The sequence below is a fragment of the Aliinostoc sp. HNIBRCY26 genome, assembly GCF_050235535.1.
GTDB lineage: Bacteria > Cyanobacteriota > Cyanobacteriia > Cyanobacteriales > Nostocaceae > Trichormus.
This window is the reverse complement of record NZ_CP189852.1, coordinates 772574-794863: the sequence shown is the minus strand read 5'-3', so window position 1 is coordinate 794863 and position 22290 is coordinate 772574. Positions and strand designations below refer to the sequence as shown.

The 22290-nt window shown below is 38.6% G+C and carries 19 protein-coding genes; 9 read left to right on the top strand and 10 right to left on the bottom strand.

What is annotated here, in order from left to right; genetic code table 11:
• The first annotated feature begins 399 nt into the window (after positions 1–399).
• Positions 400–1200 carry an ABC transporter permease gene (locus ACQFX9_RS03365; protein WP_427160702.1) on the top strand — a complete coding sequence of 267 codons (801 nt, stop codon included), beginning with the start codon at positions 400–402 and terminating at the stop codon, positions 1198–1200.
• Positions 1201–1264: 64 nt separating this feature from the next.
• Here ACQFX9_RS03365 and ACQFX9_RS03360 read toward each other — a convergent pair whose 3' ends face one another.
• From ACQFX9_RS03360 to ACQFX9_RS03350, 3 genes are all read right to left on the bottom strand, one after another.
• A complete protein-coding gene (locus ACQFX9_RS03360) occupies positions 1265–2818 on the bottom strand; it encodes an AAA family ATPase (protein ID WP_427160701.1) in 1554 nt (517 codons plus the stop codon).
• Positions 2819–2838: 20 nt separating this feature from the next.
• A complete protein-coding gene (locus ACQFX9_RS03355) occupies positions 2839–5493 on the bottom strand; it encodes a protein kinase domain-containing protein (RefSeq protein WP_427160700.1) in 2655 nt (884 codons plus the stop codon).
• A 350-nt stretch (positions 5494–5843) separates the two neighbouring features.
• On the bottom strand, positions 5844–7412 hold the full coding sequence (locus tag ACQFX9_RS03350) for an iron uptake porin (protein ID WP_427160699.1): 1569 nt from the start codon (positions 7410–7412) through the stop codon (positions 5844–5846).
• A gap of 477 nt (positions 7413–7889) precedes the next feature.
• On the opposite strand from ACQFX9_RS03350, the gene ACQFX9_RS03345 reads away from it, so the two are divergent.
• Complete coding sequence (locus tag ACQFX9_RS03345) at positions 7890–10208, top strand: tetratricopeptide repeat protein (RefSeq protein ID WP_427160698.1); 2319 nt, start codon at positions 7890–7892, stop codon at positions 10206–10208.
• A gap of 175 nt (positions 10209–10383) precedes the next feature.
• Here the strand turns inward: ACQFX9_RS03345 and ACQFX9_RS03340 are convergent, their stop codons facing one another.
• Positions 10384–10737: a glycine-rich domain-containing protein-like gene (locus ACQFX9_RS03340; protein ID WP_427160697.1), complete on the bottom strand. Its 354-nt coding sequence runs from the start codon at positions 10735–10737 to the stop codon at positions 10384–10386.
• Between the two features lie 236 nt (positions 10738–10973).
• The gene (locus ACQFX9_RS03335) at positions 10974–11591 is read right to left on the bottom strand and encodes a hypothetical protein (protein ID WP_427160696.1); all 618 of its coding nucleotides are present in this window, start codon (positions 11589–11591) and stop codon (positions 10974–10976) included.
• 1149 nt (positions 11592–12740) lie between these two features.
• Here ACQFX9_RS03335 and ACQFX9_RS03330 point away from each other — a divergent pair.
• Positions 12741–14585: an SUMF1/EgtB/PvdO family nonheme iron enzyme gene (locus tag ACQFX9_RS03330; protein WP_427160695.1), complete on the top strand. Its 1845-nt coding sequence runs from the start codon at positions 12741–12743 to the stop codon at positions 14583–14585.
• A gap of 234 nt (positions 14586–14819) precedes the next feature.
• On the opposite strand, the gene hisC is transcribed toward ACQFX9_RS03330, so the two are convergent.
• From hisC to ACQFX9_RS03315, 3 genes are all read right to left on the bottom strand, one after another.
• Positions 14820–15878: a histidinol-phosphate transaminase gene (gene hisC, locus ACQFX9_RS03325; RefSeq protein WP_427160694.1), complete on the bottom strand. Its 1059-nt coding sequence runs from the start codon at positions 15876–15878 to the stop codon at positions 14820–14822.
• 151 nt (positions 15879–16029) lie between these two features.
• Positions 16030–16269 carry a DUF3134 domain-containing protein gene (locus ACQFX9_RS03320; protein ID WP_427160693.1) on the bottom strand — a complete coding sequence of 80 codons (240 nt, stop codon included), beginning with the start codon at positions 16267–16269 and terminating at the stop codon, positions 16030–16032.
• Positions 16270–16572: 303 nt separating this feature from the next.
• Positions 16573–17349: an ion transporter gene (locus ACQFX9_RS03315; protein WP_236141647.1), complete on the bottom strand. Its 777-nt coding sequence runs from the start codon at positions 17347–17349 to the stop codon at positions 16573–16575.
• 64 nt (positions 17350–17413) lie between these two features.
• Between ACQFX9_RS03315 and ACQFX9_RS03310 the strand changes: the two genes are divergently transcribed.
• Together ACQFX9_RS03310 and ACQFX9_RS03305 are read left to right on the top strand one after the other, a co-directional pair.
• Entirely contained in the window at positions 17414–17839 is a 426-nt protein-coding gene (locus ACQFX9_RS03310; RefSeq protein WP_427162782.1) for a nucleoside deaminase, read from the top strand.
• A 15-nt stretch (positions 17840–17854) separates the two neighbouring features.
• A complete protein-coding gene (locus tag ACQFX9_RS03305; RefSeq protein WP_427160692.1) occupies positions 17855–18172 on the top strand; it encodes a hypothetical protein in 318 nt (105 codons plus the stop codon).
• Between the two features lie 16 nt (positions 18173–18188).
• Here the strand turns inward: ACQFX9_RS03305 and ACQFX9_RS03300 are convergent, their stop codons facing one another.
• Both ACQFX9_RS03300 and ACQFX9_RS03295 read right to left on the bottom strand, forming a co-directional pair.
• A complete protein-coding gene (locus ACQFX9_RS03300) occupies positions 18189–18851 on the bottom strand; it encodes a response regulator (protein WP_427160691.1) in 663 nt (220 codons plus the stop codon).
• Positions 18848–20071 carry a sensor histidine kinase gene (locus tag ACQFX9_RS03295; protein WP_427160690.1) on the bottom strand — a complete coding sequence of 408 codons (1224 nt, stop codon included), beginning with the start codon at positions 20069–20071 and terminating at the stop codon, positions 18848–18850. The genes ACQFX9_RS03300 and ACQFX9_RS03295 overlap by 4 nt, the downstream gene beginning before the upstream one ends.
• A gap of 191 nt (positions 20072–20262) precedes the next feature.
• Here ACQFX9_RS03295 and ACQFX9_RS03290 point away from each other — a divergent pair, with 191 nt between their 5' ends.
• The 4 genes from ACQFX9_RS03290 (at position 20263) to sipA (ending at position 22185) form a co-directional block, all read left to right on the top strand.
• The gene (locus ACQFX9_RS03290; protein WP_427160689.1) at positions 20263–20772 is read left to right on the top strand and encodes a Spy/CpxP family protein refolding chaperone; all 510 of its coding nucleotides are present in this window, start codon (positions 20263–20265) and stop codon (positions 20770–20772) included.
• A 43-nt stretch (positions 20773–20815) separates the two neighbouring features.
• On the top strand, positions 20816–21115 hold the full coding sequence (locus ACQFX9_RS03285) for a hypothetical protein (protein ID WP_427160688.1): 300 nt from the start codon (positions 20816–20818) through the stop codon (positions 21113–21115).
• 72 nt (positions 21116–21187) lie between these two features.
• The gene (locus tag ACQFX9_RS03280) at positions 21188–21709 is read left to right on the top strand and encodes a Coq4 family protein (RefSeq protein ID WP_427160687.1); all 522 of its coding nucleotides are present in this window, start codon (positions 21188–21190) and stop codon (positions 21707–21709) included.
• A gap of 239 nt (positions 21710–21948) precedes the next feature.
• The gene (gene sipA / locus ACQFX9_RS03275; RefSeq protein WP_427160686.1) at positions 21949–22185 is read left to right on the top strand and encodes a regulatory protein SipA; all 237 of its coding nucleotides are present in this window, start codon (positions 21949–21951) and stop codon (positions 22183–22185) included.
• Positions 22186–22290: the final 105 nt, after the last annotated feature.

Below are 22290 nucleotides of genomic sequence, written 5' to 3'. Positions count from 1 at the left end.
GGATTTAATAACCACACTATTTATTGCCAAAATCCCCAAAAATTTTGGCATTATTTATATTTTTTCTAGAGACTCGACTTCTGCAATCAAGTGGGTATTTAATTTCCCACTTACCATTGAAGCTGTTCTATAGGAATCCGACTTGATTATTGAAATGATTTTCGTAGATAGGGAACAGGGAACAGGGAACAGGAAAAGAAGTAACAGAGGTGTACTGAGCTTTTTTCAGAAATCAAATATGATTCCTATATATAAAAGTTACATGGGAAAATATCAACAGATGCAGTGGCGTGACTATTGAATATCACCGATATCATCCAGCCAAATTAGTCTGTTGACGTTTGCTATAGCGTAGAATATATTTTATACTCGTACGCCTATAAATAAAATAATAAAAACGTGAATATCTCTAAATCTCACAAAAAACCGCTTGTCTCATGGCAAGCGGTTTTCTCCATACTCATGTATGTGTTTATGTACCTGCCGATTATGGTACTAGGGTTTTATAGTTTCAACCAATCACCCTATAGTGCCAATTGGCAAGGCTTCACCATTAAATGGTATATTAAACTACTCAGTGACGATCGCATCCTCTCTGCGTTAAAGAACAGTTTAATCGTCGCTTTATGTGCAGTCAGTATATCTGCGGTGTTAGGAACATTAATGGCGGTAGGGTTGGCGCGTTATCAGTTCTTTGGGAAGAAGCTATATCAGGGTATTTCGTACTTACCATTAATTATTCCTGATATTGCGATCGCAGTTGCCACTCTAGTCTTTCTAGCAGCCTTTGCTATACCTTTGAGCTTGTGGACAATTGTGGCGGCTCATGTCGTATTTTGTCTAGCCTATGTTGGTTTAGTCGTTTCTTCCCGACTCACCAATTTAGATCCCCACCTAGAAGAAGCCGCATTAGATTTAGGCGCGACACCTGTACAAGCTTTTATTAAAGTCTTACTACCCCAATTAATGCCAGGAATTGTTGCAGGTTGCTTACTAGCATTTGTCTTAAGTTTAGATGATTTTCTCATCTCTAGTTTTACTGCCGGTAGTGGTTACAATACCCTACCAATGGAAATTTTTAGCCGGATTAAAAGGGGGGTTGAACCTGATATTAATGCTTTGAGTATGTTATTGATTGTAGCTTCTGCGATCGTGGCTTTAATCGCTGAATCAATTCGCGCCTTGGGAGATAAAAATTGATAATTGCACTGGATACCTGATTCTGCAATCAGTCGGGTATCTAATGAATCAATTCGCACAAAATCTAAACCTTACAAGCTGCCAGTAAATGTGAGATATTTCTAGCATCATACCCTTGTTCTTCCACAAGGGATTGGATTTTTATTAGTTGAGTTTCCAGATGCTGCTGACTCTTAAAATTATGCAATAATATCTGTTGAATACGTTGCACAATTCTTCGCGTTTGTTCTCGATTTAATTCTTCATCTATGGGATGTTCTGTAATGAATTGGTGGGTAATAAACAATTCATTGCCAGAAATTACACCCGTATTTATCACTTCAATAATCTGTTGATATACTTGCTCAACAAATCTCTCAGTGGTATACTTCAAAATCACTGGCTCTAGTGCATAAATTAATGGCTCTTCCTCTATATTTTTATATAGTAAAGAATGCTGGCTGATTAAACTATTGACATACTCAATTAGTTGGTGCTGTCGCAGAAATGCTTTACTGTCTTGTACTAGTTGATTCCACGAAACAGTATTACGTCTGATAGCCACACAATACATCAGATTTACTTCCATTTGTGAAAGTTTTTGAAATTGCTGATTTAAAAAATCAGTAGTCGCTTCATCCATAAAGGTTGTAGATTCACCATTATTCATAAATGGTGATATTTCCCCATTAAAGACAGTTTGAATCCTTTGAATGATTCTCTTGACTATCCAAGGATTGTTATAGAGTCGGCTAAATTTTCGTATTTCCTCCACTGAACCAAACAGACCTTCTGCTTTGATAAATTCTCTAATTTCTTCATCCCTGAGCGACTGTAATCTTATAGATTCAACCAATTTACCTTCTAGTTCGACATTTTGAGGTTTTCTTCTACTGATTACCACAACACAACTTTGATGCTGTGTTTTATGAATTTTCTTCAAAAATTGATGATATTGTGTGTAATCTTCGCGAATATTATCAATAATCTCATCCCAGGAATCTATCACCATCAAGCATTTTTGACGTTGCAATTCCTGAATCATGTCACTCAAGTTGCCGGTTTCTTTTTCACCTTTAGAAAAGAATTGTATAAGCTGATTTATAGTTTCTGGAAATGGAGGCGATGATTGTAGAGACAACCAAATTAAACGATGATATTGTTTAGCAACCCTATCTACTAACTGACTAACTAAAGCACTTTTTCCTACACCTCCCATGCCATAGACTAATATTAACCTACAGCGTTTTACTAACTGCTGAAGTTCGCCCAATTCTTGTTTACGTCCATAAAATTTATTCAGTGTTGGGGCTTCACTTAAATCTGTGTTTGCATCCATTTCACTTTCTGCGATTTCTTGCCAATCTAATTCTAAAACCTGACAAAAAGCCTTAAAGAATCTTGCATCAATCCGCTTCCCCTGTCGAAAACGTATCAAAGTCGATAAACTGACAGCATATTTATCTTCAGAATTTCCCCATTCTTTATTGGGTTCTAAAATTTTACTCACTTCCCTCAAGAATATTTCATCCATATCAATCTTTCCTTCTTTTTCTCTAAATTCGGCAATTTTTTTTATTCGCGATTCTTTGATACGTTGCTTGCCAAATATAGATGCTTTAAGAGTTAGACGAGGCATAGGTTTCAATTATGAATTAATTATCGTTGTGGTTGTTGGAGTAAAGCAAAGTTATTTTCATCACTTGTGGTATTATTTCTCTTAACTTGTACTAAAACACCAACACCTGTAATTTTTTCGCGATCGCCATTAATATCAAATGTGACATTTGTGTTTGCACCTTTCACTGAAAATTTGTTTTGGCGATCGGTTAATATTTTATATATGTTTTCACCATCTTGATCCAAGCCTTTTAGATTTGATGTTTCCACCGCTTGAGAAAATACTTTTGCTGCATCATAAGTAGTCATAGTTCTCCAACTCACATAACGTGTTCTCCAAAAATTGCTAGCTTTATTTTGAAAATCTGCATTAGCCAGACTTGCATGAGAACAGACAGCAATTACCATACCTTCAGCCGAAGATTGCAGAAGACGTAATGTTTCTTTGTCATAGACAACATCTCCTCCTATCAGTTGAATTTCTGGGTTATTAGTTTTCACTCTTTTAGCAATTTCTGCGGCAGATTTGAGATAATCTGATGATGGAAATAAAACTAGTACACCTATGTCCTCCTTAGTTACTCTTTCAATACAATTATTTTCCTCCCTTGATGTTGCAGTTTGAGTATTACCATTAGGAGTTAAGTTACACAACTTAGGGCGAGGATTAGTACCTAATTGACGTACTAATTCTTCCTGAAGTGAATTACTGTATTCATCATTACTGTTATAAACAATTAATGTTTTCTTTGCTGCATGATCTTTTTTGATGTAATTAGCTAAATCTTCAGAGGCAATAGAATCATTAGAAGCTGTACGAAAAACATATTCATTTAATTTTTGATTCTGTCTCTGCCAATAATCTCTAAATGCTGTACTCGTAGATGCCATTAGAACGATTTTATTATCACCATAAATATCTCCTACTTCCTTAATATATTTACTTGTATATCCACCAATGACACCTAATATTTTACTTTGATTGAAATAATTTCCTTGTCCTGGAATTGTTTGATTAGCGATGTCTCTAGCTATTAGATTTGAATCTTTTACTGTGTAATTGACTAGTAAAACTTGAAATAAGGGATTAGTTTTATCTAATTCATCCAAGGCTTGGGCTACACCGCGCAATATTTCTAGTCCAATAATAGATTTGTTTTTGTATTCTGCATTATTAAATGATATTTTTTCTACATCATTCGCAACGACAATTGTAGGAAGTTGTCCTTGACTAGCTAAATTAGTTTGAGCGACTATAGCGTTGTATTCTTGAATTCTTGTCTCAGGATCAGGTATACAATTCTGATTAGCCAGAGATTTTTGAATAGATTCTCTGAATTTCAATCTAGCTTTGTCAAATTTTTCTTTATCACCAGTTTCACTAGCTTCTTTAAAAGCTGCCATACCATCCTGTTTCGCTTGATATACATCTTGACAAGCAGCGTTATGATTAAGTTCAGGAACTAAAGATTTCTCTCCCCTACTAAAATATTTAGCATTTTCATTTTGCTGTGAAATCATTAACTCTATAAATGATTCTGCATTTATGGGTTTTGGCTCTAATATTTTCACTAGAGGGTGATATGCAGAAACTACTATCACAAAACTTAACAACGCCAAAGTTACCCACTTAATTGGCACTCGACGTTTAATAAAACTAGTAATATCACTAATATAATGTTTTAAAATATTAAAGAAATTCACAACATGAGATTGTTTTCTACCATCCAGAATATCTATAACCTCTTGAGCAGATTGAGGACGGTCTTTTACTTTATGTTTGAGCATTAGTTCTAACGCTGTAGCAAAATGCTGATTACGCACTTGCCGCACTTTCAAAATATCTGTTATATCTGATTCTTTCAGCAGTTGATTAGGGTTTTGATTCCCTGTTAACAAACACAAGCAGGTTGCAGCCAAAGCATATAAATCTGATGCGTAAGATAATTGATCACCAAAGAATTGTTCAGGCGGCGCAAAATTTTTATCTAGGACTATGGATGTTGTTTCTACAGGAAGTCCTTGTGCTATCTGTTTTACCGCACCAAAATCTATGAGATATAGCCTCTGATTCTGAAGATCACGCATGATATTGGCAGGCTTAATATCTCTGTGTATAGCTCCTTGAGGACGGTCATAGTTATGAACGTATCTCAGGATGTTTAAAATTTCCCTGAGAATATCTATAACCTCATCTTCAGAAAAGCATTCTTTTTGTTCAAGTTCCTGAGCTAAATTTTGCCCTTCAATATATCCTTGTACTAAATAATAATATCTCTCCACAAAACCTGTTTTTGCCTCAACTTCCGTGGTAAAAGAAGCAAAGTATCGAGGAATCCTTTCATGTATTAACTGGTTCAAAATTTTTGCTTCATTCTGAAACATGATGCGGATGCGATTCTGTGTTGCTTGAGGTTGTGCATGGGGAAGTTTTAACAGTTTAATTACTCGTCTATTATCTGCAAATTCCTCATATATATCTTTTCCTAGAAAAGTCCAGCCAAATCCACCTTCACCTAATAATGCTATGGCTACAAAATGTCCCTGTAAAATCAATGGCATTCCACAGTGAGCGCAGTTAGCAGCACCAGAGTTTATCTGTTCAGGGGAAATAGTATTTTTAGGTTTTTCACAGCCTGGACGAGTACAATAAACATTGATTGATTGACTTTCAAAATTGCTGGAGTTAAACACTGAATTCTCCTGAATAATAAAAAATATTAAATTTATCAGTTTAGATAGGTTTAGATACCCGAATCTTCAAAGAAGGCGGGGATATATTTGAGGATTGTTATGGCAGTGGGAATAGTAGTAGCAAAATTATGTACATGGAAGTTTTGCTGTAGGCTATTAAGAGTTACAACGACTGTCCACCCACTTTTTAGGAAAAATTACTTAAGTAATAATTCTAGTACAGTTCACGATTTTGTAACATAGTATTAGTAATATTTTTTGCAAACAGTAATAAACTCTCAATGAATAAAAACTAATTATTCTGCACACCTGACTGTCTTCAAGCAGTCAGGTTACTTGCATAATGTCGCTTATATCCGAAAAGTAGTCCGAACTACTCCCAGAAAAATGTCGCCGTTTTGTTCGTTGTGATTTGGTGCTGTCAGTAAAATCACACCAGGAGTAATACTGATTCTGTCATTGATTTGATACCGATAAAACGCTTCAATGTGAAATCCTGTGTCGGGATCACGACGGGGTAAGCCTGATAATTGTGCAGAAGAACCAGTCAATTTAGGCTGCATCCCTACGATGATTCCGCCTAAGTTTCCTTGTTTACCCAAATCAGGAAAGGCTAGAGTTACAGCCCAATTCCAAATATCAGCATCGCCTTTGACATCCCCAGTTAAAGCCCGTGCGTTGATATAACCCACCCATCCACCAAGTTGAAAACCGTCATTGATTTTGAAATTAGCTTCAATACCATAGGAATTGGAGGAAACTTTCCTATCGTTCAGGTTAGAGGCTAAACTGCCAGTATTATGTCCTAGTCCATTTTCGCTGTAGGCGTTGACGTAGGTAAAGGCTATTTTGGTGGCTTTGTCTTCTGAGTTGGGATACCATATGAGTTGACCCAAAGCACCGTATTTACTGTTAAATAAGCCCCTGCTGGGGTTGTTGGCGTTACCAGCTAGATAAAAAAATTGGGCTTTGAAATTTTCATTGGGTATAAAAGTCACGCCTACACCTGTGTCTCCACCCAAGCGATAAACTGTATTATATCTGCCGAAGCGCGACACAGTACCATAGGCATCGCTTTGTAAAGGATTGATGACATCTGCGTCATCAAAGTAAGTATTAAAACCAGTACCAACGAAAACTTCGACTTTCTTCCCTACGAGAAAACGATATTCCAGCTTGCTGATTGAGACATTATTATTGCTATCACCACCAGATTGAAAACTTAAACGCGCCTCATTTCCTGGTGCAATAGGATTAACTACATTACTGGCTTGCATTCGTAAAAGCAACCTATCTTTTCCAGTAAAACTGGTGATAAAGTTGATGCGCGCTCGATTGTAAAGTGCGAGGTTACTGTCATCGCCATTTCCTCTACGGCTAGCGTCGCCAAAAGCATCTGCGGCTGCAACTATGATTTGTCCATCAAGTTTTGTGGTTGTAGAAAACTGTTGTTGTTCTAGCTGTTGGGTAACTGTTTCTACAGTGTCCACTCTACCGCGCACAGTTGCAAGTTCCGTGGCGAATTGCTCCTGTAGCTTCTGCACCTTCATTAAATCTTCTTGAGTAACCGCGTTTGTAGTCTCAGCATTCAGACTTTGATTGATTTTGTCTAAACAAGCGTTGAATGCGGCTGCAAATTCAAAGCGAGTCATCGCTCTATTTCCTTGAAAAGTGCCATTGGCATAACCCGTAAGACAACCGTAACGCTCTACTAGAGACTGCAAAGCCTGGAAAGCCCAATCTGTTGGTTGTACATCAGAGAGTTCATTAACTGGAGTGATTGGTGTAGCATCTAGTTGAGTATATTGATTAAGTTCTGAAAGATGATTTTGAGGTTGATTCAGTGTTTCCAATTGTCTTGATTCTGTGGCGTTGACTTTTGTCAATGGAATTAACAGCCAAATCAACCCAGTGGCCATGCACGTCAGAGGAGCTATAAGATAATTCAACATTTCTTGAGTCTAGTAGTAGTTTTATTAAATAAAAGCTGCCAATTCATTGTGGATGAATTACGGGACATCGGGTTTTGCTAAAAGAGTGCTGTTAGCGGAAGCGGGGCGTTGAGCAGCGTGCTGAGTGAAAAATAAAATTAGAAAAATGTGTTCTAATTTCACTCTTCTAAATTTAGCTATGGGGGTTCCCTCAAAATTGGCTAAAAGCCGTGCTACTGCTAACAGCAATTGCAATTTAGCACTCTTGAACAGTAACGAGCTTAACTATATTTTTATTCAAAAATACCAGATTTTAAATCTTTTGTGAAGGTGAATTCTGTTTTTTACTTAAATTTTAATAATTGAAATTCAAGATATTCAATTTGAATTTCAGTTTGTTCAGAAGTCAATTTTATAGAAGAATTTAAGTTAAGCTCACTACAAGTAATTATTGATGTTAAACATATGAATGAAGAACAAATATCAGCACTGATAGAAGTGGCAAACAATTTAGTTTTATCTCACACTGATGAACCTTTAAATGATGTGCAGAGGTCTATCTTAGAACAAGTTTTGCAGGGAAAGCGGCTCAGGGAGATTCAGTACACAGGATATACTGAAGGCACTGTGCAGCGCATATTTTGCCCTAGATTATGGAACTTGTTATCAGCAGCTACAGGGCAGAGAATTCGCATTAATACTGTAACTGCGACATTACAAAGATTATTAAATGAGCCGCTAGATATCGTTAATTCATCATATGAACTGCCTACTGCTCATAAAAAAGTACGTCAAAACTTACCAGCTCGAAGTTGCTCTACATTTGTAGGACGAGAGGAAGAAATTACTCGCCTTTTGGAATTACTTTCATTTGAGCATCCGGCGCATTTGATTAGTGTGGATGGTATTGGTGGTGTAGGGAAAACAACTCTAGTTTTAGAAGCGGCTTATCGATGCTTACAAGCTAGTGAAAGGCAAGAATCTTTTTTAGGGATGCCTACCTTTGACACTATTATTTTTACGTCTGCCAAAGAATATTATCTGATTCATTCCGGTTTGTTGCAAAGTTTAGCTCCTAAGAGGACTTTGCAAGATATTTTTCGGCAGATTGCACGCCAAGTAGATGAGTTAGATATTACAGGGGTGAGTTTTGAAGAGCAATTAGATTTAATTAAAGATGCCTTATCTCATCAGCGTACATTGCTAATTGTGGATAATTTAGAGACGGTGGAAAATCAACAAGATGTATTAGCATTTTTGCATGAATTACCACCAACAGTGAAAGCTGTGATTACTACCCGTGAACAAATTGTATTTGTGCCGGTGCGTTTAACATCAATGCCAGAATCAGATGCACTGCGTTTAATCCAGTATGAAGCGCAAGAAAAGGGTGTTTCTTTGAGTGAAAAAGATAGTCAAATATTGTGTAAATCCACTGGAGGGATTCCGGTAGCAATTAATTATTCTATTGGTCAATTAGCTAATGGCTATCCTATTCAAGAAGTGTTGGGAAAAATATCGGATTTGAGAGGAGATGTTGCGCGTTTTTGTTTTGAAAATTCCGTTAAACCACTGACCGGAAAAGCCGCACATAAGTTACTGATGGCACTGGCACTATTTCCCATGCCAGCTTTACAGGATGCCTTAGTGCAAGTTGCAGTTCCAGATGTGAATATCTGTGCAATCAATGCAGACTTAGCGCAATTAAGAAGTTTGTCGTTAGTCAGACAAGAGAATAATCGCTATAGTATGCTACCACTGACCCGTGAGTATGCCTTAGCTGAACTCCAAGCATATCCTGATTTTGAGTGGGAGGTAAGAGAGAGGTCGATTCATTGGTATTTAAATTTTTCGGCAATTTATGCTGGACAGGATGCTCAAAGTTGGCAAGGACAGTTTGATGGTTTAGAAGAGGAGTGGCAAAATTTACAAGTTGTGATTGAGTGGTGTATGGTTCAGGGGCGATATGCTCAAATGTGTCAGTTTTGGCAAAATCTGGAAGCTTACACCCATGCGATGGGTAGAAAAGAAAGCCGCTTGCGATATTGGTGCGATCGCCTGATGTGGACGGCTTGGTTAATTCCCGCCTCAGAACAACGGGGAGACTGGCCTGTAACAGCTAAAGTGATGAGCGATCGCGCCGTTACTCTGACATCTTTGGGTAGAGTGGAACATTTAGCAGAAGCCGATGAGTTATACAGCAAAGCTTGGGAATTGCGTCACCATCAAACCCCTGTGTTTAGGTTATCTTTGGCGAGAAATATCGCTGTTTTGCGGATTCAACAGCAAAATTTGGATGCAGCGCAGACATGGCTGAATCAAGCCAGGGAATTACTAGAACAGATGGAGTTAGGGGAAAAAGAGCGATCGCGGCAATTAGTCCAACTTCAGTATTATCAAGGGGAAATTCTCTTTAAAAGTAGACAATACGAACAAGCTAAAATCACTTTTCAACAAACTCTAGAATTAGCACAACAAATTCAATGGGTACGTGCCATTTTTTGTACTCAAAATTGGCTGGCAGAAATTGCCATCAGACAAGAAAAATTAGATGAGGCTGAACGACTACTTAAAGAAGGACTGCGGGTAGCTGAAGCCAATCAAGATAAAATTCGCACAGCATTTTGTCAACGTTCATTATCTTCTTTGTCCATCGCTAAAGGTCAGTTGTTAGAGGCTAAGGAATGGTCAAATAAAGCTTTAGATAATTTTGAAAAATTGGGGATGTCTAAGGAAATCGATGAAACACAAAATTGGCTGCGGACATTAGATGCAGATACATAAATTTTATAGGTATTGAGGATAACTACCGAATCTTTAAAAGGTACGGTAGTTTTTATTATTTATATTAACAATATTTACTCAATAGACCTCTTGCATAAATCTTTTTTTTGCACAAATGCACAGAAAAGACACTAGAATTATGAACTTTGCAAGAGGCATAATAACAGAAGCAAAGCTATACCAGTGGGCTAATCAGAATTTCACAGCAAGCTGGAGGAGAATCACCCATAGAACCTTTGCCAAAGGTTTGCTCAAATAGTGCTTTTGTTCGGGCGAAAATTAATTGCCATTCTAAATATTCTTCTTCTCCTCCCATGCCAAATTCTGGAATGTGCTGTATGAAGGTGTTAAATAGTGTTTGACTATTTGTATTAGTCATATGTGTGTGCAGAATAGCATCAATTTCTTGAGTAGGTACTAATCTCATACCTGGATATTTTTGACCTAGCAATAAGAATTGTTTGTACCTTAATTGCTGCTGGAGATTATCTGAAGATGATGTGGGGATTGAATGCACTTTGGTATTCATAAAATTAATTCACTGTGGCTACTAGGTTCGAGAGACATTGCATGACAACATCTCTACAAAGGTTATTAATAGGGGTGTGATGTATATACGGTTCAACTTGGTTAAACCGTATATTAAAAGAAGCATTGACAAAGCCAACTAAAACCTTGATTATCTAGAAATAACAAGAGTTTCAGCCGCAGAGATGACTGACTATTGAATACTATTCGCGAATTATTTCTTAACAATTGCTGGAGTTAATGAATTTCAGATGTGGAACGAATGATGTCAGGATGAATGCGGAAGGATGCAAAAAAATCGCTGGACTCTTGGGTAAATTGATCTGTAGTTACAGCACCTAAGAAGAAAACTCTTTGATTAACTACAAAGGCGCGATACTGTCCCCTTGTCCCGTCACCGTGTCTCATCAAAATATCTAAACCAGGGTGTCCGTCAATTTCATAGTCGGTGCTTCTGACTATGACACCACTAAGTCCTAAACCCTCTTTGAGTGCGATCGCTAACATTTGTCTCTTTTCCACAAGGTTTAATTGACCTGCGATGGGAAAATCTTTAAAGGTCACTAAGTAGGAAGTGCGGGTAGTGGGGCTGTAAGCTAATAGTCTGTCAACTTCATTGGTTGTCACTTCGTTCGGTATAATCACACTGCAACCTCCAACTGAATTCACTAGTCTTTGTTGAGCTATGAAATTAGGCTGTTGCAATATCCGTTGATTTACCGTCTCGTTTGCGGAAGTGGGTGGTTTAACTGATGCTGTCGCTGCGTTCTGTAATCCAATGTTCAGTAATGCTGCTAATACTATGGCGGTGTTCTTGGAAGTGTTGCTTTTGGGAAGGTTTGGGGTAGGTGACATAACCTAGATCCTCTTGTCTGACTTAGCTCTATATCTTGCTGTGCAACTCCTTTTTATGCGTACATTACTGGTGAATTGCACCTGCACAAGATTTAAAGTAGAGGAGAATTACTGACTACGCTAGGCTCACAATCAACTGATCATTTACTGATCAGTTCATCAGATATACCCCAATACAGTTCAGTTAAGGTTCAAAACAAAACGGCTGTAGGTTGGGTTGAGGAACGAAACCCAACATTATCAAGGCTTTGTTGGGTTTCGCTATCACTCAGCCCAACCTACTATTCACTTAACTGAACCGTGTTGAGATATACACTTTTCTACCCTAGTGAAGTACACACGACAATAGTTAAATGCAGATTAACACAGATATAGCTCAATACGGTTCAATTAAGGCGGTGAGAGTTAATTTCTCAATTCTTGCTCTGCCTATTAGACAATGAGCAAGATTTGGGGGATTCTCCCCCAAGCCCCCGATTGGGGGACGGTTGCGTCCCCCAAACCCCCTCCAAAATCATTTTTTCGTTTTTTGTTGAGTGAACATTTACTGGCTTGGTTGAAATTTATTTTTTCTTATCTGAACCGTATTGAGATATAGCTTGCTTCTCTTACGAGACGCTACTGCGTACGTTGCGGGTACACGGATAATTTTCTACCTCAGCAGACTAAGAAATGCTATAGGAATCGTATTTGATTTCTGCGAAAGTACACTTTTATTTCCTCTTTCCTGTTAAGAGTTTCCTAGCTACGTAAGTAATTTCAATAATCAAGCCTGATTTCTACATATTTAATTTGTATCATAACTATCAATTTGTTAAACATTAAGCTAAAGATTAAGATAACCCTAAATTTTATTATTTATCCTGAAAAGTCAACCATATATATTTAGAAAATCTGGATTAATTATCAATACCACAAAATACTGTTGACAAGTTAAATAGCTGAATCATATTATTAATTTATTCGTGAGAATATGATTGCTAACCTAAATAGTAGTCAGTTAAAAGTAACAAATAAATCCACTTGATATGTATCTTTTAGTCACAGCATAGATATCAAGTACCTGAAGAATTTTATTTGTTTCAATATCAGTTTCCAATTACATAATATTGGGGCTAACTTTGGACAAGATGCTACCCTCTCCTCATTATGCAAATTTGCCAAAATCCCAATTGCTCAAATCCATTCAACCCTGATGGCAATAAATTTTGCATGACTTGCGGGCAAAGCAGTTTTGGCCAATTGCTGAGAAACCGTTATCGTGTGTTGCGGCTATTAGGTGAAGGTGGATTTAGTAAAACTTACGCGGCTGAAGATGTAGATAGGCTGAATGCGCCTTGTGTTATTAAGCAGTTTTTTCCGCAAATTCGCGGAACAGGACAACGAACTAAAGCCGCCGAGTTCTTTAAGGATGAGGCTTTTAGGCTATATGAACTAGGGGAAAATCATAACCAAATTCCTAGATTATTGGCTTACTTTGAACAAGGTTCAAGCTTATATTTAGTGCAGGAATTTATTCCTGGGTTAACTCTGTTACAAGAGTTGTTCAAAAGTCCTTTTAACGAGGCACAAATTCGTCAGGTTTTATTTGATTTATTGCCGGTGTTAGATTTTATTCATTCTTGTAATGTTATACACCGGGATATTAAGCCAGAAAATATTATTCGTCGTGATGGTGATGACAAGCTAGTATTAATAGATTTTGGTGGTGCTAAACAAGTTACACAAACTAGTGTAGCTCGACAAGCAACTGTAATTTATACCCTTGGTTATGCCCCGACAGAACAAATGGCAGGGTTTGCTTGTCCTGGTAGTGATTTATATGCTTTGGGTGTGACTTGTGTGCGGTTGTTAACGCAATGTTTGCCGATACAAAATCTTTATGGCAATATCGATGATGGTCTTTATGACCCGATGAATGCTAAATGGCTATGGCGAGATTATTTAGAAAAGAAAGGTATTTTTGTTAGTGATAATTTAAGCAAAGTTTTAGATAAATTAATTCAACATTTACCTAGTGAGAGATATCAATCAGCCAAGGAAGCGTTAGAGGATTTAAAAAATACCACTATCCCTGATGTTGAAACACAAATATTATTAGTCAATCAACCGACACTAGTACCATTACAGCCCAGCTTACAAAAAACTCAACTGCCACTACCATCCTTACAAACCTGTGAATTTGAGGTGGTGACAGTAGATACTGGGGGACGTATAGTAAATCGCGATCGCCATACTACCCAATTTTTTGTCGAAGAAATCAGCAAAGACATCACCCTGGAAATGGTAGAAATCCCTGGGGGTGAATTTAGGATGGGTTCGCCTAACTTTGAAGGCGACGCTGACGAACGCCCACAACATCAAGTTGCGATCGCACCTTTTTTCATGGGTAAGTATCCCATCACCCAAGCCCAATGGCGTGCTGTCGCAGGTTTACCCAAAATCAACCAACCCCTAAACCCTTATCCTTCTAAATTTAGAGGTTATCATCGACCAGTGGAAAATGTTTCTTGGCACGAAGCTATAGAATTTTGTGCCAGATTATCCCAAAAAACTGGCCGAGAATACCGTTTACCCAGTGAAGCGGAATGGGAATACGCCTGTCGCGCCGGTACTACCACATCCTTCCACTTTGGCGAAACTATTACCCCTGACTTAGTTAACTACAGCAGTAGCGACAACACCGACAAAGAAGCCAAAAACCGCCCCCGCAAAGAAACAACAGATGTCGGTAGTTTTCGGGTAGCCAACGCCTTTGGATTGTATGATATGCACGGGCTAGTGTGGGAATGGTGCGCTGATCCTTGGCACAACAATTATCAAGGCGCGCCCACAGACGGGAGTGTGTGGGAAGAAGGCGGCGACATCTACCGGCGAGTTTTGCGCGGTGGTTCATGGAACTTTGGTGCAGAACTCTGTCGCAGTGCTAGCCGCAGTTGGAATGAGTCAGACGGGGGATTAAGGATTTGTGGGTTTAGGGTTGTTATTGGTTAATTGGGCATTGGGTATAGAAGAGGAATTGGAGCAGGGTGCAATACTTTTCGGTTAAGCTCTCATCCTGTCAAAAATAAAGCAGGTTGCACGCTTGAAACCATGATTACTTCATGAGTAAAAGTCACTCCTAATTCCTTAACCGAGAGGTATTGGAGCAGGGTGCAGGGAGCAGGGGGGAGAAGAATTTCCTCATTTCCCCCTGCTCCCTGCCTCCTTTCTCCCAGTCCCCAATCCCTAGCCTCCAGTCCCCAATCCCTGAATCGCCTCTACCAATACCTGATTCTGCTCATCTGTACCAACGGTGATGCGTAATTTATCCTCTAAGCCTGGTTGTTTGAAATAGCGAATGAGAATGTTTTGCGCTTTGAGTTGTTGATAGATATATTCGGCGTTGTTTTGGGGAGGTTGGACTAGTAAAAAGTTGGTTTGAGAATCCCAGACACGAAAACCTAATTGCTTGAAGTCTTGGGCTAACTTGTGGCGTGAGGCTGTGATTTTGGCGATACACTCGTTTTTATAGGCTTGATCAATGATGGCTGCTGTTCCAACTGTACAGGCGATCGCATCAATGTTATAGCTATCTTTGACCTTAAATAATCCTGCTAATAATTGGGGGTTAGCTATGCCAAAACCTAAGCGTAACCCTGCTAAAGAATAACCTTTCGATAGGGTTCTAATCACCATCACGTTGTCAAATTCTTGCACCACATCTAAAGCGTTCTCATCAGCAAAGTCTGCGTAGGCTTCATCAATTACTAACACCCCAGACAAATTACTTGCTAGTTTTCGCAAGTCTGCTTTCGGTACAACATGACCAGAGGGACTGTTAGGTGATGCAATAAATGTTACAGCCCCATCTGCGGCGATTAATTCAGCGATGGGTAAAGTGTAGTCTTCTGCATAGGGAATCTCTAGAATATCCGCCGCTTGCATCTCAGTTAAGGTGCGATATAACACATAGGTCGGCATAGGATAAACTACTTTGCGTCCAGGTTCAGCACAGGCGCGAATCAAAATACTTAAAACTTCATCGCTACCATTACCCACAATTACCCAATCACTAGGAACGCCTAAAACTTGGCTAACGGCTTGGCGAAATTGTCCGCCAAAGGGTTCTGGATAACGCCGCAACCATTCCCCATCAATATTTTTCAGTGCTGCTAATGCTTTCGGCGACGGGGGATAGGGGTTTTCGTTACTGTTGAGTTTAATAATTTGTGTTCCCCGTGGCGGCTGTTCACCAGGAACATAGCTAGCCATAGCCTCAACATTGGCACGAAAATAGTTAGACATAAACGGTTTTAATAAAAATGAGTATGGGGCATGGGGTAATAATACGTCAGTCTTACCCTATACCCCTACACGTCTTATTAAAACATGGGCGATCGCTAGTTGTTGTTGTCCACCACTTACGTTATTCAACACTCACTACTCGGTCAGATGACTAATCTTCTTCTAAATCTTCGACCTCTTCCGCCTCAAAGTCAAAGCTATCTACAAGTTCTTCCACGTAATCTTCTTCATCTCCTTCCTCTGCGTAAGAATAATCAATAGTTGAGGAAGAAATTAATCGACCACTATTTTGCAACCAATCAATTAAAGATTCCTCCTGTTTCAGAGGAATTATTGGTGCTGGTTGATAACGTGGTTCTTCGTGGAGAGCTGGGTTAGATTGTTTTACCATTTTTCTGTACTCCCAAAGCATCTCTCGGATCACAATTTTGCTTTCTCTAGGAACCGAACCCAGACAAAACAATTGTTCTTTCTTACTAGTGTGATTCTTGGAGTGGCTAAGACTTCCCTCTGATGAGTGATATTTGTCTTGTCACTTTCTTACCCTGATGCTCACCGCCATCTTTTTTCGCCTCACGCGTACTGCTAAAGCGAAACCCGCAGGGTAGACGCAAATAAAGACGCTAGAAGCATGACTTTCTGTAAGAGGTCTATTCTGTTACCCATGCCCCATTCCCCATGCCCTATTTCCCAATTATGGCAATTTAGCTCCACATCTTTTACAAAAATCTGCATCTTTATCGTGAAAAGCTAAACCACAACCCAAACAACTTGTTTGCACTTGATTAGCAGTTTTCACCAAACCTTTAATTAAATCTCCCACTTGCCAAGGAATTAAAGTAACTCCTGTCAAAATCATCAAAACTGTCAATAATCTTCCTAGTTCTGAAATTGGCGTAACATCACCAAATCCGACAGTAGTCATAGTGACGACAGAAAAATAAAAAGCATCTAAAAAAGTTCCGTAAACTTGGGGGTTGACGGGATGCTCCACCTGATAAATTAAGCCGGAATAGACAAAAATAATCGCAAATAATGTAAATAATATGCGAATGGAAATTATGCTGTCTGCTGTGCTGAGATTGCTAAATAAAAATTGTTTATCTATAAACCTAATTAAACGCAAAATTCTAAACCAGCGCAATAGACGAATAAAACTAATATCTACTAAACCAATAAAGAACGGTAAAATCGCCAATAAATCAATAATTGCGTAGAAACTAAAAATGTAATTAATTTTATTTTCTGCACTCCACAAACGCAGAATATACTCTACAGCAAAAATTATCAAGATAATCTTATCTACAACATCTAACTGTAAGCGGATATCTCCAGGTAGATTATATGTCTGAGCGACAAAAATTCCTGATGAGATTAAAACTAAAGCCGCGATCGCTAAATTAACCGCTTTACCAATAGGCGTTTCTAAGTCTGTTAAGTAAAATTCTGTTTGTTTTCTAGTCAGTAACATATTTGATTACCAGTTTGGGAATATGGTATTTTTACTGATTATTCGCCTGAATCACCAAGCTAAGATGAACCAAGAATATTTTATGAGTGTAGCAATTGCAGAAGCCAAAAAGGGGGATGCACCTTATGGCGCGGTGATGGTTAAAGATAATCAAGTGGTAGCACTAGCACACAATACTGTGGCTAGAGATTGCGATCCTTCTGCTCATGCAGAAATTAATGTAATTCGCCGTTTAGCGAATCAAATCAATAACTTTTCCTTAGAAGGTTATAGCATATACACCACTGGTGAACCCTGTCCTATGTGTGCAGCCGCCTGTGTTTGGAGTGGAGTATCAGAAATTATTTATGGTGTTTCAATTGCAGATTTAATTGCTATTAATCAGTCACAAATTAATATTTCTTGTGAAGAGGTGATTGCTAAGTCATTTAGCAATATCAGAGTGACTAAAGGTATATTGCGCCAGGAATGTTTAAAATTATTCACTTAAATTTATGGGGGATGAATGTCTAAAATTATCGGCATAGATAACATGACAGTAGAAGAATTAAATCAAGAATTGGCGAATGGTGCTAAATTTGTTGTCTTCCTCTATTGCATTTCTATATTAATCTTAACATTTAAACGTAGTTCGGAAATCTATTTAGTGAAATCAGGCGAAAACACTTTTATGAAAGGTTTGAAGTTTAACCTGATTTCATTCTTTCTAGGTTGGTGGGGTATACCTTGGGGAATAATTTACACGATTCAATGTTTGTTCACTAACCTCAGTGGTGGTAGAGATATTACACCACAAGTTATGGCAGCATTAAGACAAGAATAATTTGATTAGTGTCTATTTAAATTGCATTGTTGAGATAAGATAAATAGGTGTTGGCAATAATAGCGGCTTGAGTGCGATCGCGCAGGTGCAAGCGATTTAAAATATTAGTTACATGATTTTTAACTGTGCCTTCAGAAATATAAAGCTGTTGAGCTATTTCGCGGTTATTTGCACCTGTGGCAATTAGCAGTAAAACTTCTTTTTCTCTGGGTGTGAGTTCTGCTAAACTGGGCGGAATAGTTGGCGTTTGATTGGGTGCAGGCGGTTGAAATTCTGTCAACAGTTTTTTGACAATTCCTGGGCCTAACTGAGTATATCCCTTCTGCACCGCACGCACAGCCACAGCTAATTCTTCGGAAGGTGTATCTTTGAGTAAATAACCCATTGCCCCATATTGTAAGGCAGCTTTGACATACTCTTCATCATCAAAAGTTGTCAGCACTAAAACTTTCACTCCCTGAAAACGCTTTTGAATTTCTTTAGTGGCTGCAACTCCATCCATAATGGGCATTCTCATATCCATCAATACCACATCAGGTTCTAATTGAGAAATTATATCCAAGGCGATTTCCCCGTTTTCTGCTTCTCCCACAATTTCTAAATCAGGTTCTAATTCTAATAAAGCTCTTAAGCCTTGACGAATTAAACTTTGGTCATCAACTAATAATACTTTAATCATTTAATTAACCTAGTTAAAGGAATCTCAACGGTAATTTGACAACCACAACCAAAGGCACTATTAATTGTAAATTGACCACCTAAAGACAAAGCGCGATCACGCATACTTTGCAAGCCAAATCCTGTAGTATTTTGTTCTAAATCAAACCCCCTACCATTATCTTGAATCGTAATATATAAACTACCCCGATGGATAGCAGCATTGATATTGACTTCTGTGGCGTTGGCGTGTTTAGAAATATTCGTTAATGATTCTTGAATAATTCGGTAAATGGCAGTATTCAAATCACTAGCAAAAGAATATTCAATATTAATCTGACAATTGAGAACAATATTATTTGTCTTTTGAAAATCTTCAGCTAAATTATTAATTGCCTCTGCCAAAGTTTTATCTTGTAATGGCTGCGATCGCATCGTCGAAACCGACTGTCGCACATCCTGTAAAGCTTTAGATCCCAACTCCTTCGCCCTAGATAAAAAACTATAGGCCTTATCAGGATTAGCTTGATAAAGTTTTAAAGCTGTTTCTAATTGTAGATTTAAAGCCGTCAAAGAATGACCCAAAGAATCGTGAATTTCCCGTGCGATGCGATTGCGTTCTTCTAGGGTAGCTTGATTTTCAATACGGAGGGCATATTGCCTGAGTTTTTCATTAGCGATCGCTAAATCTTCTCGACTTTGGCGTTCTGATAAGACGGTATTCATTAACATTAAGACAAATACTAAACTTAAGCCAGACAATAAAGCCAAACTCAACGTAAAAAATATTACCCTCTCTGGTGCTGCTTGTGGTATAAAAGGATTACGTCGGGAAGCATGGGGTATACGATATATTAAAGTAATTAAAAATAAAGAAAATGAGACAAACGTAACTGATAACCTTCCAGGTAATTGGAACATTAAACAGCTACGAATCACTAAAATCATATAGAGAAACGGAAATGGGCGATCAGGTCTGCCGCCGAATAAACTAGTGATAAAAATTAAACTCAATCCACAGGCTGTATAAATAATTTTAATGACATTATTACTAGTAGGTAATCTCAGACCCATCAAGCCGAAAATAATCAGATTCAAAACGGCTAACTCAGGGAATCTACTAGTAGCTCGTGGTGAGGAATAGGGCAAAACTAGTATAAGAACGGAAAGTGCCAGTAATATCCATTCTAAATACAGTAAAAAACGAAAAGGATGATTATTAATTTGAATAGGACGGCTCATAATCAAGATAAAAAATTAATAGCCTGCTCTCCTCACATATACCCGATTTATACGAGTATCACCAGTCACCTTAATCATAGTTAAACTATGACTAAAGTCATGGGTTGATTCGTGACTTTATCCTCATGTGAATAGCTGATCTGAGTTCATAAGATAGTCGCATACCAAAGAAAAATCACATGAGGTTATCAATGCAACTTAAATCATTATCTCTGTTAGCTGGTGCGATCGCTCTTACTTTAACAACAACTGCAACTCCCTTTGTTGTCCAAGCTCAAAACACTCCTACCTCTGCATTTCAAATCGCTCAAGCCGACAAAAAAGGCCCCTGGGAAGCTTTAGGACTCACACAAGAGCAACAAACCAGAATTAGACAAATTCGGGAAAATGCTCGGACTCAAATGGAAGCAGTCTTCACCCCAGAACAAAAAGCCAAGCTAGAAGCAGCACGCCAAGAAAGACAAGCACGCCGAGCGCAAGGCCAAGCAGGTGAACGTCCCGAAGCGGGAGCGCGTCGTGGAAAGAAAATGGCGGAATTAAATTTGACCGATGACCAAAAAGCCAGACTCAGAGCGATTAGAGAAGAGTCTAAAAAACAAATTGAAGCAGTTTTAACCCCAGAACAACGCACCAAACTACAAGAACTCAAAGCTAGTCGTCGTGAGCGTTGGCAACAACGTCGTCAACAAAATAGTAACTAGTTTTGTATCTAAACATAATCTCTCATTTAACCAGGATATTGACATGAAACGCTTAATTGCTGCTGCTGTATGTGCTAGTGTTATTTTTTTACCAACAATTGCTTCTGCTGGCGAAGTTTATCGCCGTGAAGTGAATCAAGAACAACGTATTTATAACGGTGTTAGAAACGGTTCTATTACCCCAGCCGAATTGCGGAATTTAGAACGTCGAGAAGCCGCAGTTGATGCTACTAGAAGACGTTACATACATAGTGGCAGAGGCTTAACAGTTAGGGAGCGTAGACAACTGAATCGTCGCGAAAATAATATATCTCGCACTATTTATCGCTACAAACACAATTAATCACCATTAATACTTAGTCAAGATGGGAAATTACCCATCTGACTGAATTAAACAAGACTTAGTTAAAAAATTATGATGCAACCTCTTACCGATACTACTAATCCCACGCCTAATCTACAAAAATTTTTAGATTTAATTGATCGTGTTACCGCCACAACAGGAAAAGATGTCCCAGCAATTGTCAATATAGAACAATTGCGATCGCTCCCTCCAGGTACTTTTGGCAGAAGTTGGGCTGATTTTCTCGACACGCATCAGATCCCACCCTTCACCACCGGCCCCCGACGCAAACAACTTCATGATGGCGTTCATGTCCTCACAGGCTACGGTACAGACCCAATTAATGAAGCAGAAGTCCAAGCATTTCTGTTGGGAGCTAAATTACAACTAGCCAATATGTTGTTAGGACTAGGACTGTTACGCGTCATTCATCGCAATCTCAACTATCGTCAACAATTTAGCTGGGATAGACTATGGCGAGCTTATCAACGTGGTTGTCAGTCTCAATTTGACCCCGATACCTGGCAACCCGAACTGCTTTGGCATTTACCTTTAGCTGAAGTCCAAAAAATATTTGCCATAACTCCCAGTTAACACCAATTTTCCAAAATTAGGCAACAGATGCAAAGCCTGAAACTCAGATGGTATCTGACTGTCTGAATTGAGAATTGCGAATTGGTATAACAGACTTCTTGCAGAAGAACGGGAACGGGGAAATGTTCCCTCCCCTTTCCCATTACCTAATTCCCAACATCACACAATCTTCCGTCACACCACTAGTAAAGTTGAAAGTAATGAGCTATGAGTGGATTAAAACTCCTAGCTCTTTTTGTATGTCTGAAGAATTTATCATTGGTAGTAAAGTCCGAGTCGTAGCATTACCCCCTTATGTCAAAACCGCCGATCCCATGCCCATGCTACGTCCTCCCGATGTCATCCATCTAGGTGAAGAGGGTATAGTTCTTGACCGTCGCCCCGGCGGCTATTGGGGTATTCGCTTTGCTAAGGGAGCTTTTCTTTTAGACAGTCAATACATTGAAAGTATAGACAAACCTCCAGCCATTCAATGATGCTGATTCATTTCCCCAGAGCAACCAGTTTGTAGTCAGGGCTTTAGCTCTGTTTTTATCAGATTAAATGCTCATTAGCTTACCAAGTTGTAGTTGTAGAGACGT